This window comes from Neobacillus drentensis NBRC 102427, from assembly GCF_001591445.1.
GTDB classification, from domain to species: domain Bacteria; phylum Bacillota; class Bacilli; order Bacillales; family Cytobacillaceae; genus Neobacillus; species Neobacillus drentensis.
Window position 1 is genome coordinate 242,061 of the sequence record NZ_BCUX01000003.1, and the last position, 15,471, is coordinate 257,531.

The following is a 15,471-nucleotide window of genomic DNA, read 5'->3' on the forward strand; positions in this document are numbered from 1 at the left end:
GCAAAATAGTGGTGGTGCTTTTCAAATATTTTGTAAATATTTAGTTAAACACACGCTGGCTTAAATCAATGACCTGATATTTTTCCCCTACTAACTTGGCAACTCGACGCATATGTTTCTCCATCAATCTTTTTGCCATTTTGCTGTCCTTTTCTTGCAGGCAATAAAAAATGATCCAATGCTCCGTTTGCGACTGTTTCCGTCGTTCATCCGTGAATAATTCATCCGGATTCCCCACAAAATTCAAGTAGTCCCAAAGCGTCTTCGCGAGATTAAAGGTATAAGTTAACTTTGAGGCTTCATAAATGATGCGATGAAAATCAATATTTAAGCTAGCGTATTCATCAGCTGTCAGCCTAATATTATCCATTTTTATTAAGAGTTCTTCCAAATAACAAAATTCTTCTTCGTTCAGATTTAATGCAGCTTGCTCAGTCATTAATGCATCTAAGTTGGCACAAACCAATAATCGTTCTAAGACCTCTTCTGGGTCAGGTCTTTTTACGAAGACACCTACCTGTGGAATAATGGTGAGAAAGCCTTCTTGCTCAAGTTTTGATAATGCCTTATGGACGGGTGTCCGGCTCATATTTAGTTTTTCGGTAATCTCATTCACATTTATCGAAGTTTCTGGTTCCCAGATTCCTTCAATAATTAATCTTTTAATATAGCGATAAGCCTTATCAATTTTCATATTATACACCTGCTATTTTCTAGGATTAGCTCCCCCTATAATATGTTAATTTGCTAGCGAGTGTCTATTATTACTTTAGGAAATACTAGATTTTGTTTAAAGGTCACCATTGAAAAAATCAGATGTTAATTTGATAAATCTTTCTTTTTGCTCGACTTGCGCCCAATGTCCACAGCGCTTAAAGATATGCAGCTGAGCATTTGGCAAATAGTCCATTACGTATAGGCTGCTTTGGAGTGGTACGAAACGGTCCCCGTGTCCGTGAATTAGTAACATAGAATGGTCCATTTGTTTCAGTGCTGAAGGAGGGACTAGCATATCCGACAAATGTGATTTCGAGAAATTCTCTTCATATGACCTGCGAACTTCAGGCTTTAAAAATAGCTCCAATCGCTCAGCCACAATGTTCTCCAATTCATCTTCAAGGATGCTTTTATCAAATAAGAACCAGCTTAATAAATTTTTGAATGCAACGGGATCTGGGTCTTTATGGAAGTTTGCTAGTTTTGCAAGTTCTGGGGTTGGTTCTGTTAAACCGCCGCCGGCACCCATTAATACTACTTTATCAAATCGATTTGGTGCATACATGAGCAGGTGAAGGGCAATGACACCACCGAGGGAATTTCCCACTAAATGGGCTTTTTCAACCCCCAAATTATCCATTAATGTTAAAACTTGCTTGATCCTCTCATTCATCCACTCTACACCATTTTTCGGATAGGTCTCAGGATGATCGGTATTACCAAAACCGAAAATATCAAGTGCCACCACATGAAATTTTTCATTGAAATGTGGTAATATGTGCTGCCAGTTTGATTTAGCACTTACCCCTGGTCCGCTTCCATGGAGAAAGATGATCGTTTCAGAGGAGTTGTCACCACCTTCATGGATAAAAGTTTGATAATCCCCTGTTTGAACCTTCTTTGTTTCAACTGCTGTCATATTCGTATCCTCACTTTGTAAAATAATTTTATTCATTAATTCTCATGCATCTAAAATTTCAGTTTCAGGTTTTCACTATGAATATAGTGGTTTAAACGGTAATAAAAACGCTTTCTTTAACTAACTATAATTTTACCTCGGTTTATTCAACCTTGTCAACAAATTCTGAATATTTTTTCAAATTCTAAATAGTTCTGTAATCACCGTGGGGATTTTTATAAATATTTATGTATCACCCTTTTATGATGAGAGGTCTTTTAATAACTTCCATTATTTCAGAAGCCGGTAAGCCGTTTTCAATTAGTTGAACCATTACCTTCATATATCGATGAATATGGTTAAAGTATTTTTTATATCCTGCACACAAATAGTTTAGGCCTGACTCGCCATCAGGTGTTTGAAGAAAACGGTGTTTTGGACACTCTCCATTGCACGCAAAACGTACTTCGCATGTTTGACAGTAACTCGGAAGTGAGGATTTTTTATTTTCCCCAAATGCTCTCTGTTTGTTAGATTCAATCATTTCAACAAAAGTATTGTCGAAAATATTCCCCAGTTGGTATTCCGGATACATAAAATGATCACACGAATACACATCTCCATTGTGTTCAACCATTGCAGCCCTTCCACATGTTTCTGCAAATATACAAGATGTTGATGGAAGTCCAAGCCACGAGGTAAGAGCGTGTTCAAAATTCATAACAAGAATTTTTCCTACATCCTTTCTTACCCACTCTTCAAAAATAGTGATAAGAAAATCACCATATTTCTCCGACTCCACCGTCCAAGAAGAAACGGCTTTCTGGGCTTCTTCTTGATTTACGGCAGGTGGTGTGGCATGTCTCAACCCGATTTTTTTCGCTTCAATATCCGGCATTCGTTCAACAATAGGAATGAATTGAATGAACTCTACACCTTCATCTTTAAAGAAATGATAAATTTCAAGAGGATACTTAGAAGAATATTTTGTCACACAAACTAACACATTAAAATTTACCTTATATTTTTTTAATAGACGCAAAGCTTTCTGAACCTTATGGAATGTTGGTTCCCCTCCACGGTCAACTCTATATTCATTATGAATGTATTCTGGACCATCAAGACTAAGGCCAACAAGGAATTTATGTTTTGCTAGAAATTGACACCATTCTTCATTTAAAAGTGTACCGTTCGTTTGCAGAGAGTTGGTGATTCTTTTCCCGCTTCCATACTTCTTTTGTAAATCAATCACTTTCTTATAAAAATCAAGACCCATTAAGGTGGGTTCCCCCCCCTGCCAAACGAACGGAATTTCATTTACATTCTGAGCTTTTATGTATTGTTGAATAAACTCCTCTAGCGTTTCATCTGACATCTTAAAACCGCTTTTACCAGAAAAAAAAGCTTCCTTTTCTGTATAGAAACAGTAATGGCAATCTAGATTACAAATAGGACCTGTTGGTTTTGCCAGAATATGAAATCCTTTTGTTTGATCATAAGTTTTCTCCATTTTTATTCTCCTTCGCCTAATGATATAAGCCAGTAACCATTTTGGCTCTGGCTTATAATCCTTTTTTATTTTCTTACTTACATTTCATAGTTTTAATTCAGTTCATAGACAACTTTTTCAATCTCTCCTGAAAACTCAAAAATTCCTTTATTTTGATAGTCTTTACTTACTGGATAGAGTGTGTCTTTCCCAATGTCTAAGCCCTCAAAGGCGATTTTATATTGGTGAGTTTTGCTTATCTCCCCTTCTCCTACCTTCTGACCATTGATATAGAGACTGCCGATACCTTTATTTGATTCAGTCTTTCTAAATTCAAATCTGATTGCTGATTTACCCAAAGGAACATTTACTTTCGATTCAATTCGATAAACAGCATTTCCCATGTTGTATTCATATACTAGCTTGTTATCTTTTATAAATAACGTATAACCACTCTCATAACCTCCTAAAGCAACAAGGACGCCATCATCGCTTGTGCTGTCCCGTTCAATTGGAACTGTGATGGAGTAAGACCGGTTAATAATAAATGGTGATGCAGATTCCGACAGGCGGGACATGCCAGGATAAAATGTAAAGGTATTTCTTGCACGGATGGAATCCTTAGGGATGGTTAAAAAACCTTCTCCAGCAATATCTGTCATTGGAAATACTCCATATTTCCTTGCTTCCTTTTCCCATAACTTCTGCATCTCTTTTACCTTCTCTGGATATTTAGCAGCTAGGTCATTCGATTCCGAGAAGTCTTCTGCGACATGGTAGAGTTGCCAGACATCCTTTTCATAAAGGTCTCCTTTTTTATGGAGTGTTAACGCTTTCCAGCCATCATGATAAATGGCCCTCTGCCCATTATTTTCAAAATACTGAGTCTCCTTCCCCGATGATTTGGTACTTCTAAGTGAATCGGCAAAACTCTGGCCTTGAAGTTCCATTTGCTTTACTCCCTTTATCTCCTTAGGTATATCAATACCTAATACATCATAAACAGTGGGAGTGATATCACTTACGTGCACATACTGATTGCGAATCGCTCCTTTATCTTTAATCATCTTTGGATAATAAACAATCAGCGGTGTATGAATTCCTGCTTCAAAGGTTGTAGCTTTATAGAATTTAAAAGGGGTATTACTTACCTGAGCCCAGCCAGTCGGAGATTCTGCTCCAGCTCGGTCACTTCCTATATCGTCGATATGATTAACAACATCTTCTAATTTTTCAGGTACATCGTTGTATGGAAGTGTATGATTAATCGATCCTGTGTTTTTTCCCATCGAACTAGTCCCATTATCTGACAAGAAAACAATCATGGTATTTTCCAATTCTCCAACGGAACGTAACTTATCAATGAAGCGGCCAATTTGTTCATCTGTATGCGTTAAAAAGCCTGCGTATGTTTCTTGGAAACGGATAAATGCCATCTTCTCATCATCATTAAGCTGATCCCACGGCTTAACTCCTGGGTTTAGTCCCGGTAATTTAGTGTCTTTTGGAATAATTCCTAATTCTTTCTGCTTATTAAACCTTTCTTCCCGGATTTTATCCCAGCCTTTGTCATATACCCCTTTATACATATCGATATATTTCCTTGGAACTTGAACTGGTTGGTGCTGTGCACCAAAAGATAAGTATAAGAAAAATGGTTTTTCTGGATTCACGGAAACTTGGTCGGTTACATATTGATTGGCGCGGTCCACTATATCCTCAGAGAAATGATAGTTTTTCTTCTTAGGTACATCAACCGGACTGTTATCCTGTATTAATTCCGGTCTGTATTGATCACCAGAGTCCTCAAGGAAGCCGTAAAAACGGTCAAAGCCTTTCCCTAGCGGCCAATTTTCATAAGGACCTGCAGGCGTTACCTGGTGGGAAGGCGATAAGTGCCATTTCCCTAAAGCGTAATTATTGTAGCTATTTTCGCTAAGAACTTCAGCAATTGTTCCTGCTTCCGGATAGATTCTCCCCCGTTTGTTCTCATATTCAGGGCCCATATCAAAATTGGCTACGGTTGACATTCCGATATCATGTGGATTCCGTCCGGTAAGTAACGATGCACGGGTTGGTGAACACACCGGCGTTACATGAGAATTGTTATAACGAAGGCCGTTCGCTGCTAACCAATCTAAGTTAGGGGTTTTGACTTCAGAGCCATAGCTTCCAATATCAGAAAAACCAGAGTCGTCTAAAACAATATACACAATATTTGGTTTCGGTGAATCTTCCCCTCTTTTTTGGCTTTTTTGTTCATTTGTTTTCTGCTTTAAAACCTCTGCTTTTACTTCCTGACCAGTAATATTTTTATAAGAACACCCGGAAAGTAGTGCTAATGCAGAAGCTACTGCAGTCAACTTTTGAAATGGGGACTTACTAAGTACCTTTAAACCTTTATCCAATGTATCTTCTCCTCCTCAAATCTTTCATAGTGATAAATAATAGCGATGCTTTTCAACTAGTAACCAAATCTATCATTTATTAACCTGCTTATTTTCATCAGATGATAGGAAGGTAGAATTAAAACCTTATTTTGTTGTCTTAGTAATGAATTCCCCATCGTCCGTCCCCTCTCAAAAAGTAATTTTTATCATATAAAAAGCTAAAATGATGAATTCTGCACTCACCATTTTAGCTTTTTGATTCTTATTGACTTAAAGTAGCCTCAATATCCCTTTTTGGTTTCATTACTGATATTCCCCAAATGAAAGCTAACAGAACTAATCCAATTGCACTAACTGCTAATGGGAATCTACCTATATCTTGGTTAAATATATTTTGAATCACTTGAAATCCAAAAGGCGCTAAAACCCCTCCAATACCTTGCCCTGCAACAACTAAACCTACACTAGAAGGAGCACCAACTGGAGTTAACTCAGCAACCCTAGTAAACACTCCTGGAAGGCCTATTCCCATTGCAAAACCACCGAATATACTTCCAATTAAGATCATTGTTAAAGTTGGAGCGTAGTAACAGATGGCCATTCCAATACCGGTCAATAAAACAGCCACTGGTAAATACATGGTTGGAAGTTTGTGTTTTATCTTCCCAAAAAGGAAACCAGCTATTAACGTACCAAAAGTAAAGACGGATATAGCCAAGCCAGCTTCTGTTGCATTACCTAATTTATCCGCTTGGATGACAACTGAAATATTTACTACATAGCCAAAAATTAACCCTGAATATAATACCTGTGCGAGACTTACCCAATAAATTGCTTTTGGCAATTTAACCTTTACAGCAGCCTGATTACTATCGACTTTAGATACCTGTTTCCTCTCAGGCTCGGGCAGATAAAGGATGGTAAACGCAAGAATCCAAATAGGGAACAGGTAGGTTAGGAAACCATAATGCCAACCATAAGCATCCGCTAAGATCCCTCCAACTAATTGGAAGAAAATTGCTCCGATACAAGCAATGGTTGACGTACCAAATCCGATCAAGAAATCTCTTTCTCTGCCATCAAAGAAATCTGTAATTACATCTACTGACAATGGCATGGTAATCCCGACACCTAAACCTAATATCCCCCTCATTGCAATAATCACCCAGAGGTTATCAACAAAGGTTGGAAGGACTCCGCCGATAATGAACAGGCTTAAGCCAACAAACAATAGTGTTCGTTTCTTGAATACTTTGGAAAGTTTACCATAAAAGAGAGCAGGGACAATTTGTATTAATCCTGGAAAAGTAGCAACTAACATAACAATCGTGGGGTCATATTGTGGAAATGCCTTAATGATGTCAGCCATTATTGATCCTGCTACCCCTGCAGCTACATCTTGGAAAGCAAGAATTACAACCAAAAACTTAAGAAAATTTCTGCTGATGGTCTTTACTGCCATTGTTAAACCTCCCTTATCATTTCTAAAAAGTTTTGAAAAAGATAATGAATCCGCCTAAAAAGTTAAACGTAAATTTCGAACAAGTTGCTTTGTTGGCCATCAAAAACAACCGAACTAAAATTTTAATTTTACGTTTAATACTTTTTTAGTTGTATAAAACGGTAAAAAAGCGCTTTCTTTTACTAACTGTAATTCTACATACCAGATAATTGCTTGTCAATATATTCTAAATATTTTTTATTTTTAGAATAAAAATCATTATTCTGGGAAAACAGTAAAAAATGCCCTGAAATTTTCAGGACATTTTTCAAATATTGTAATCAAATAAAATTTTACTGTAATTCCTTGTTTTTAGAATCAAATTATTAAAAGCCTTTGAAAAAACAGTATAAAACTAACCAAACTACTTATCTCATTATTTATACCTCGGCTAATAATCAATATTTTCCACAAAAAAGATTAACTGTTATTTTTCTTTATTGACTTTCTTTTTCAAACGACGATAAATCCGATATCCTTTTCGCACCGCATCGACGATAAAAAATGGGATAGGTGGATGATATTTATATAAATATGGTAAATAAATCTTGTAATAAGCCTTTTTTAAATCTTTCCATTTTCTGCAGTAACCTTGCTTATAAAAGTCGGAAATATCAACGATATAACCTCTCCCCTCATACATGACGACATTTTTGCCGTGAACATCAAAGGGATTTAAACCAACCGATCTCGCGTAATCCAAACCTGAATTAATATCATTAATGACAGCTTCAGGGATCTGAATTCCTTTTACCACGGCATCGAATAGAGTAACACCGTTAAGCTTTTTCAAGATTAAATAGTTGTCACCATAATCATAGAGGCAAGAATAACTTTCATGACTTCCTAACTTTTTATAAACATCAATTTCCTTCTTAAGTTCCTCAGGATTTCTTCCATAAACTTTCACAACCCACTCCGGGTGAGAATCAAGGGAAAATACTCCTGCATAATTGCCGCTGCCAATGGTCTTCCAGATAGGCGACTGATTGTTTACGATAATCGGATCAAACGGACTGGGAGTGGTTAATTTTATTTTCGGTAATAATTCTTTTTCTATTAAATTTCTATACTCAGCTTTTGGCATTATTTTCACCTTCTAATCTATTAACAGCCCATTTTTACACAAATATGCATAAAAAAATGATTTATCAACATATCTTACCATTAACTATGAGAAAATGTTAAACCAAAATTTATTCAAAATTTAATGGAATTTTCTTATAAGCCATTATACACTATTACTTACATAAAACATTTAGCATTCAGTTGGAAATCCCCTAACTGATTCTTAGAAAGTAAATAGTTTATTGTGTTTTAAAGAGAGGATATGAGATGACTTTTCCCATTTTAGAAACGAAAAGACTCAAATTAATTGAAATTACCCACCGGCATGTTGAGTACCTATACGAAATTTTATCTATGGAGGAAGTGACCCGGTTTTATGGGACAAATCGCTTCACTTTACCAGTCGAGGCCTCAAGACTAATTGATATGTTTCATAAGAACCTTCTCGATAAACGTGGGATCCGATGGGGCATCAAGCTTAAAGAAAATCAAAGAATCATCGGTACTGTGGGTCTTAATGGTTTACAGTTACAAAATAAACGTGCTGAAATTGGCTATGAACTTCATCCAGCTTATTGGAGGAAAGGTTTTGGTGAAGAGGCCATTAAAGAAGTGCTGCGCTTTAGTTTTAATCAATTGGATTTATTTCGAATTGGGGCTGTCGTTTACCCTGAAAATGAGGCATCGATAAATTTACTACTTAAGCTGAGCTTCACAAAAGAAGGATTACTTCGAGGCTATATTCACCAAAATGAGCAATTTCATGATACCTATGTATTATCATTATTAAAACCGGATTGGATTAAAAGCCAGACATAGTTCCTGGCTTTCTTAAATTGAAAAAGAAAAAAACTAGGAAGTAAAAACCTCCTAGTTCACTTTATTCTTCTTCTGAACCGACCAAGAAATCCGGATTTAACTCCTCGAATTCTTCGTCGTCTACGTCCATTTCCCAATCATCGTCACAGTCCTTGCATCCTTCAGAACTGACTCGAACACAAACCTTTGTTTCGCCAATCACTTCTACAAGGAATTCTCTTTCGACATGGACGATGATACGATTGCCATTCGGGGAAATAACCGCTTCAACACAATTTGGCTGTTGCAGTACTCGAGCACAGATTTCATTGTCATCGAGGCAGTCATGGTCACGATACTTTAACTTAATGACGTCTGTATATTGGACACGTTCCGTCACAACCTCTGTTTTGGTATTATCATTAAATGAGTACCAAACATTAATGTCGTAAGAGCCGTGTATTTCTACAGTTTTGCCCACCTTTTTCGCATTGTATTTATGGTTGATGATCCAACAGCCAAGAATACTTGTTGGACTGTGCGCCGGGCTAATCGTATGATTGGACTGGGTGAATTTACGTCCTTTCGCTACTACGGCCTTCGTAATTATCTCTCTATATTCTCCCATTTCGCGCGAACCCTCCTCATTCATTTTCATTTCATCGTATGCAAGATATTAGACTAGTGTGATATTTATTTTGATGAGTACTGGATAAAAGTTTAGTCATAGTTCATTTTATGCGGGATTTATAGGTGTGTGCCTTCCATGCCCGTACTTTAAAAAAGGAGTGTAATAAGATTTAGAATGCAGGGGAAAATAACTGTAGAGTAAATAAAAAAAGGCCAGGCTCCGCAAAGCCTGGCATGTATCTTAATGTTCGTGATCGCAATCGTCGTGACCTTCACAAGCCCCGCCGCCATTTTGCATGCTTGAACCCGTTTCTCCTAATAATATATCCCCGCCCGTTGAAATGATAATTTCATCGGTTACAGTATTTGAAATGGTTGAGGCAATAATTTGAAGCAATTCATTTACTTCTATTTGTGATTGTTTGAAATCCTGGACAACAGGTATTTCATCCAACTCTTGCTCAATGGAAGCAATTTTATCTTCAACCTTTTTTAGTGCTTCTGGTTTTCCATAATGCTGAAGGTTTACAGCTTGCTTTTGCAAACCTTTAATGTCAGCAATTAATGTGTGAACTTTCTTATTTTCATTTAATTGAGCTTCAGCCCGTTTAAAAAAGTCAACTTCCTCAGTTTCTGCAATCATTCGTGCTATATCCATTGCACGAGCGACAATATCGTCTTTTGTATATTTTGCCAATTTAGTTCACCTCTGCTGGTTCTAGTTCTTCCACCATTTCTCCGTTTAATGACCATGTCTTTGCCTGCGTAATTTTCACTTTTACAATTTTTCCAATTGCGGATTTCGGTGCAACAAAGTTCACAAGCTTACTCCTAGAAGTGTATCCTGCAAGGACATCAGGATTATTCTTACTTTCCCCTTCAACAAGAACATCAAGAATTTGGCCTTCATGTTTTTTCATAGCCTCTAATGACATCTCATTCACAAGAGCATTTAAGCGTTGTAAACGTGCTTTTTTCACTTCCAAAGGAACGTTATCCTCCATTTTAGCAGCTGGTGTCCCTTCACGCGGAGAATAAATAAAGGTATAAGCTAATTCATAACCTACTTCACGATAGAGGGACATTGTTTCTTCAAATTGCTCGTCCGTTTCGTTTGGATAGCCAACAATAATATCTGTTGTTAAAGCTACATTAGGAATTGCCTCTTTTATTTTTCTCACAAGCTCTAAATATTGTTCTCTTGTATATTTACGAGCCATAATTTTTAATACATCAGTCGATCCTGATTGAACTGGCAAATGGATATGATCCATTAAGTTTCCGCCTTTTGCAAGAATGTTAATTAAACGATCATCAAAATCACGGGGATGGCTTGTTGTAAATCGAATCCTCGGGATATCAATTTTGCGCAATTCATCCATCAGTTCACCAAGTCCATAAGTACCGTCCATGTCCTCTAAATCTTTCCCATAGGCATTTACGTTTTGACCTAACAATGTAACTTCTTGATAACCTTGTGCAGCTAGATGGCGTACTTCTTGGATAATTTCATCAGGACGACGACTTCTTTCCTTTCCACGGGTAAAAGGGACGATACAGTACGTACAGAATTTATCACAACCGTACATAATGTTAACCCATGCTTTAATCTTCCCACGACGTACTTTAGGAAGGTTTTCAATCACGTCGCCTTCTTTTGACCAAACTTCGACAACCATTTCTTTTGACATGTAGGCTTCATTCAAAATATTTGGCAGGCGGTGAATATTATGGGTGCCAAAAATCATATCCACTTGATGGTAGGTTTTTAGAATCTTGTTAACAACAGATTCCTCTTGAGACATACATCCACAAACCCCGATAAGTAAATCAGGCTTTTCCAATTTCAAAGACTTTAAATGACCAAGTTCACCGAACACTTTATTTTCTGCATTTTCCCTAATCGCACATGTATTTAACAGAATGACATTAGCATCCTCCGTATTGTCGGTTGGCTCATAGCCCAATGCTAGGAAGATTCCTGCCATAACTTCTGTATCATGCTCATTCATTTGACAGCCATAAGTTCGGATATAAAATTTCCGTCCCTCACCCATGCCACGAAATTCTTCAGGAATAGAAAAGTCATTTTGGTACTTTACTTCTTCTTTTCCGCGTTTTTTCGCTTCTGTTAATGAAGGTGCAGTAATCACTTTATCAAAGTACTTGCTGTAATCCTTGGCGGATTTTTTGTCCGAAGAATTAACAGACTCGACTTTTTGACCTTCTAAACGTTGTTTTTCATTCATTGTTCAAATGCCCCTTTCTATTCATTTACATATTGCAGCTTTTTAATTTTTAGAATTTAGCTCTGTTAACTTGGCTATAAAATTAGCATAGCATTGAACATAAACACAGCCTTATAATTGCGCAAAAAATCGTGAAAAACTAGTCTTCAGACTTTATCCGCACATTATTATAGTATAAAGGTTAACTGACCTGAAAACAATAGAAAATCCCATGACGGCAAGTCACGGGATTTTGCTAGGTATGATTAGATAAATTCAGAAACTAATTTATCAAAATAATTTTGATCAAGATCAAGGTCTGCTTTTGATAAAGGACTCTCAGAGTAGCCAGTGACTAATTCTTGATATGACTTACGCTCTGTATTTTGATAAATAAGTCCAGTTACTAGACCATTATGCTTCATTAGTGTTTGCATTGCATCTTCACGATTTGATGGGTCATAACCCTCTATATCGCTAAGTTTCGTTAGATTTTCCTTAAACCAGTCATATGTGTTGACCTTATTATAAGTAACACAAGGGCTGAATACATTGATTAATGAAAATCCTTTATGGTTAATACCTGCTTCAATTAAAGCAGTTAAATCTTTAAGATCGGTAGAGAAACTTTGTGCGACGAACGTTGCTCCAACAGTTAAAGCCATTTTCATAGGAGAAATTGATTCCTCAATTGATCCCATTGGCGTTGATTTTGTTTTAAAGCCTACTGCTGAACGTGGTGAAGTTTGCCCTTTGGTCAAACCGTAAATTTGGTTATCCATTACGATATAAGTAATATCGATATTTCGGCGAATGGCATGAATCGTATGCCCCATTCCAATTGCATAACCGTCACCATCACCACCTGAAGCTATAACAGTTAAATCACGATTAGCCATTTTAACACCTTGTGCAATCGGAAGTGAACGGCCATGAATACCATGGAAGCCATATGAATTAATATATCCGGAAATTCGTCCTGAACAGCCGATTCCAGAAATAACAGCTAAGTTTTCTGGTTCTAAGCCTACATTTGCTGCCGCACGTTGCATTGCCGCTTGTACGGAGAAGTCGCCACAGCCAGGGCACCAGTTCGGTTTTACATTGTTACGAAAGTCTTTAAAAGTGGCCATTTAGAACAACTCCTTACATTTTGTATATACTTCGTGTGGTAGGAACGGATTACCGTCATATTTAAGATGCTTTGTAATTTTTTCTGCATGTCCAACATTCATTTTCATGATATTGGCTAATTGGCCTGTTGCATTGTTCTCAACTACTACTACTTTCTTCGCAGAACGAACGAGCTGAAGGACTTCGTCAGTCGGGAACGGATGAATCAAACGAATATGTGCGTGATTTACTTTTAAACCATCGTTTTCTAATCGAACCATCGCTTCTTCTATAACACCGCGTGTAGAGTTAAAACCAACAAATAATACATCTGCATCTTCGTGCTTAGCATTTTTATACACTGGTGTATTAAAGCGAATATTTTCGACCTTACGGAAACGCTTATCCATTTGCGCAATACGGTTTGTTGCAGATTCAGAAGGTTTACCTTGCTCATCATGCTCAACACCTGTTACGTGATGAATACCATTTTTCATTCCAGGGATCACACGTGGAGAAACCCCGTCTTCTGTCACTTCATAGCGTTTAAAATATGCATTGTTTTCGTTAGCAGGTATTTCTTCCGCTACTAATTTCCCACGTCTTATTTCAACCTTGTCATAATCTAATGGTTCAACCGTTTGTTTCCCCAAAGATAATTGAAGGTCAGATAAAATAATGACCGGACATTGATATTCTTCAGCCAAATTGAATGCTTCAGCTGTATCGTAGAATGCTTCTTCGACCGTACTTGGCGCCATGACAATTTTAGGAATTTCTCCGTGTGTTCCGTAAATCATCGCCATAAGGTCTGATTGTTCTTGTTTTGTTGGTAATCCAGTGGAAGGACCACCACGTTGTGTGTCAACAATAACAAGCGGTGTTTCGGTAATTCCAGAAAGACCAATTGCTTCCATTTTTAACGATAATCCAGGACCAGCTGAGGCAGTAATCGAACGGACACCACCGTAGTTAGCTCCGATTGCCATTGTACAAGCAGCAATTTCATCTTCTGTTTGAATGACGGCCCCACCAAGTGCAGGAAGCTTTTTAATTAAATATTCCATTATTTCAGATGCTGGTGTAATTGGGTATGCAGCCATAAAACGGCATCCGCCTGCAATAGCTCCAAGTGCGATTGCATCATTTCCAATCATAAACATCCGTTTTTTGCCGTCAGCCTTTTCAAGCTCCATTGTTTTGATACCTGTGGAAAGATTTTCCTTCATCTTATCAAAACCAGCTTTAATGGCATCCATATTTTTTGCGACAACTTGGTCGCCTTTTTTGCCAAAAATCTCGCGAACTACCACTTCAAATACATTAATATCTAAGTCTAATACGGCCGATGTCGCACCGATTGCCACCATGTTTTTCATTAAAGAAGTTCCTAATTCAGTGGCTATTTCAGTAAATGGTACCGCATACAATGATGCTTCAGTATCTTCAGGTTTCTTTGGTGAAAACTTAGCATCAGCAAGAATTACACCCTTACTATGGAGCTCTTTGTAGTTTAAATCAATAGTTTCTTGGTCAAAAGCTACCAGGATATCTAAGTCATCAGAAATAGATCGAACTTCTGTTGTACTAACCCTGATCTTATTGTTGGTATGACCACCTTTAATACGTGAAGAAAAGTGACGATAACCGTACAAGTAATATCCTAAGCGATTCAGAGCAATAGCAAAGATTTCCCCTGTACTTTCAATACCTTCCCCTTGTTGTCCTCCAACTTTCCATGAAAGTTGATTGATCATGACTTACACCCCTTTTGGATATGTAAAAATAAGTAGATTAGATAGAATCCATTATAGTCTAGCACTATTCCGAGTAAATCACTAGAAATTAGCTCAATATTTATCTAAATAAAGCTAATAAAAGCTCTCAGAGATATGTACTAAACGCTTACAATTCTAGACCTATGCACAAAAAAATGCAACCCTTTAAAGCGAAATATTGTCTAAAATATGAATATTTTTTTATTATTTGAAATATACTTGCATTCGATAATGTCGACCCTTACCCTATCATTGATTGTTCCCCGTTATAAGGTAGTTTTTCAAAGTCATACAAAATATGAATATTTAATATTTATATTCTAAAAATCATCAAATAGTATATTGGTATAATATTTTCATTTTTATCTAACTAAAAAAACCTGCTTGTTGAACAAGCAGGTAAAATAAATTCCCTATCGTCTGGTCTCATGTAATAGTCTATCGCTTTCAACGCGGTTCTACAATTAGCTTGATAGCTGTGCGTTCTTCTCCGTCAATTAAAATATCGGTAAACGCAGGGATACAGATTAAATCAACTCCGCTAGGTGCTACAAATCCTCGAGCAATCGCTACTGCCTTAACGGCTTGATTCAATGCACCCGCCCCAATTGCCTGTATTTCCGCTGCACCTCTTTCACGCAGAACCCCGGCAAGCGCACCAGCTACAGAATTAGGATTAGATTTTGCTGAAACTTTTAATATATCCATTTCTAGCTCCTCCTTAGAAAATCCCGATCCCGCATGAGCAGTTTCATGAACAAATCAGGTTATAACATTCCACTGCTACTATATTCAGCTGTCAAAAAACATATTCCAGCTTGGACGAAAAAATTAGAAAAGCGGGCGCTCCCTTTTAAAAAA

General features: G+C 37.2%; 13 protein-coding genes. 1 reads left to right on the forward strand and 12 read right to left on the reverse strand.

Annotated features, from left to right (window positions below; translation table 11 throughout):
- Positions 1-40 precede the first annotated feature (40 nt).
- The 6 genes from BDR01S_RS01740 to BDR01S_RS01765 form a co-directional block, all read right to left on the reverse strand.
- On the reverse strand, positions 41-694 hold the full coding sequence (locus tag BDR01S_RS01740; protein WP_066252822.1) for a GntR family transcriptional regulator: 654 nt from the start codon (positions 692-694) through the stop codon (positions 41-43).
- Between the two features lie 96 nt (positions 695-790).
- Positions 791-1,672 carry an alpha/beta fold hydrolase gene (locus BDR01S_RS01745; RefSeq protein ID WP_235846469.1) on the reverse strand — a complete coding sequence of 294 codons (882 nt, stop codon included), beginning with the start codon at positions 1,670-1,672 and terminating at the stop codon, positions 791-793.
- A gap of 196 nt (positions 1,673-1,868) precedes the next feature.
- On the reverse strand, positions 1,869-3,125 hold the full coding sequence (locus BDR01S_RS01750) for an anaerobic sulfatase maturase (protein WP_066252820.1): 1,257 nt from the start codon (positions 3,123-3,125) through the stop codon (positions 1,869-1,871).
- A gap of 92 nt (positions 3,126-3,217) precedes the next feature.
- A complete protein-coding gene (locus BDR01S_RS01755) occupies positions 3,218-5,512 on the reverse strand; it encodes an arylsulfatase (RefSeq protein ID WP_066252818.1) in 2,295 nt (764 codons plus the stop codon).
- 244 nt (positions 5,513-5,756) lie between these two features.
- Positions 5,757-6,956 carry an MFS transporter gene (locus BDR01S_RS01760; RefSeq protein ID WP_066252816.1) on the reverse strand — a complete coding sequence of 400 codons (1,200 nt, stop codon included), beginning with the start codon at positions 6,954-6,956 and terminating at the stop codon, positions 5,757-5,759.
- A 466-nt stretch (positions 6,957-7,422) separates the two neighbouring features.
- The gene (locus BDR01S_RS01765) at positions 7,423-8,082 is read right to left on the reverse strand and encodes a protein kinase family protein (protein ID WP_066252815.1); all 660 of its coding nucleotides are present in this window, start codon (positions 8,080-8,082) and stop codon (positions 7,423-7,425) included.
- A gap of 248 nt (positions 8,083-8,330) precedes the next feature.
- Here BDR01S_RS01765 and BDR01S_RS01770 point away from each other — a divergent pair, with 248 nt between their 5' ends.
- Positions 8,331-8,882, forward strand: coding sequence for a GNAT family N-acetyltransferase (locus tag BDR01S_RS01770; RefSeq protein ID WP_066252814.1), 552 nt, complete (start codon positions 8,331-8,333; stop codon positions 8,880-8,882).
- 61 nt (positions 8,883-8,943) lie between these two features.
- On the opposite strand, the gene BDR01S_RS01775 is transcribed toward BDR01S_RS01770, so the two are convergent.
- From BDR01S_RS01775 to spoVS, 6 genes are all read right to left on the reverse strand, one after another.
- The gene (locus BDR01S_RS01775; protein WP_066252813.1) at positions 8,944-9,489 is read right to left on the reverse strand and encodes an outer spore coat protein CotE; all 546 of its coding nucleotides are present in this window, start codon (positions 9,487-9,489) and stop codon (positions 8,944-8,946) included.
- Positions 9,490-9,732: 243 nt separating this feature from the next.
- Positions 9,733-10,188, reverse strand: coding sequence for a YlbF/YmcA family competence regulator (locus tag BDR01S_RS01780; protein ID WP_066252812.1), 456 nt, complete (start codon positions 10,186-10,188; stop codon positions 9,733-9,735).
- Between the two features lies 1 nt (position 10,189).
- Complete coding sequence (gene miaB, locus BDR01S_RS01785; protein ID WP_066252809.1) at positions 10,190-11,740, reverse strand: tRNA (N6-isopentenyl adenosine(37)-C2)-methylthiotransferase MiaB; 1,551 nt, start codon at positions 11,738-11,740, stop codon at positions 10,190-10,192.
- Between the two features lie 245 nt (positions 11,741-11,985).
- Complete coding sequence (locus tag BDR01S_RS01790) at positions 11,986-12,852, reverse strand: 2-oxoacid:ferredoxin oxidoreductase subunit beta (protein WP_066252807.1); 867 nt, start codon at positions 12,850-12,852, stop codon at positions 11,986-11,988.
- On the reverse strand, positions 12,853-14,589 hold the full coding sequence (locus BDR01S_RS01795; protein ID WP_066252805.1) for a 2-oxoacid:acceptor oxidoreductase subunit alpha: 1,737 nt from the start codon (positions 14,587-14,589) through the stop codon (positions 12,853-12,855). It abuts the gene before it with no gap.
- A 468-nt stretch (positions 14,590-15,057) separates the two neighbouring features.
- On the reverse strand, positions 15,058-15,318 hold the full coding sequence (spoVS, locus tag BDR01S_RS01800; RefSeq protein WP_026566505.1) for a stage V sporulation protein SpoVS: 261 nt from the start codon (positions 15,316-15,318) through the stop codon (positions 15,058-15,060).
- Positions 15,319-15,471: the final 153 nt, after the last annotated feature.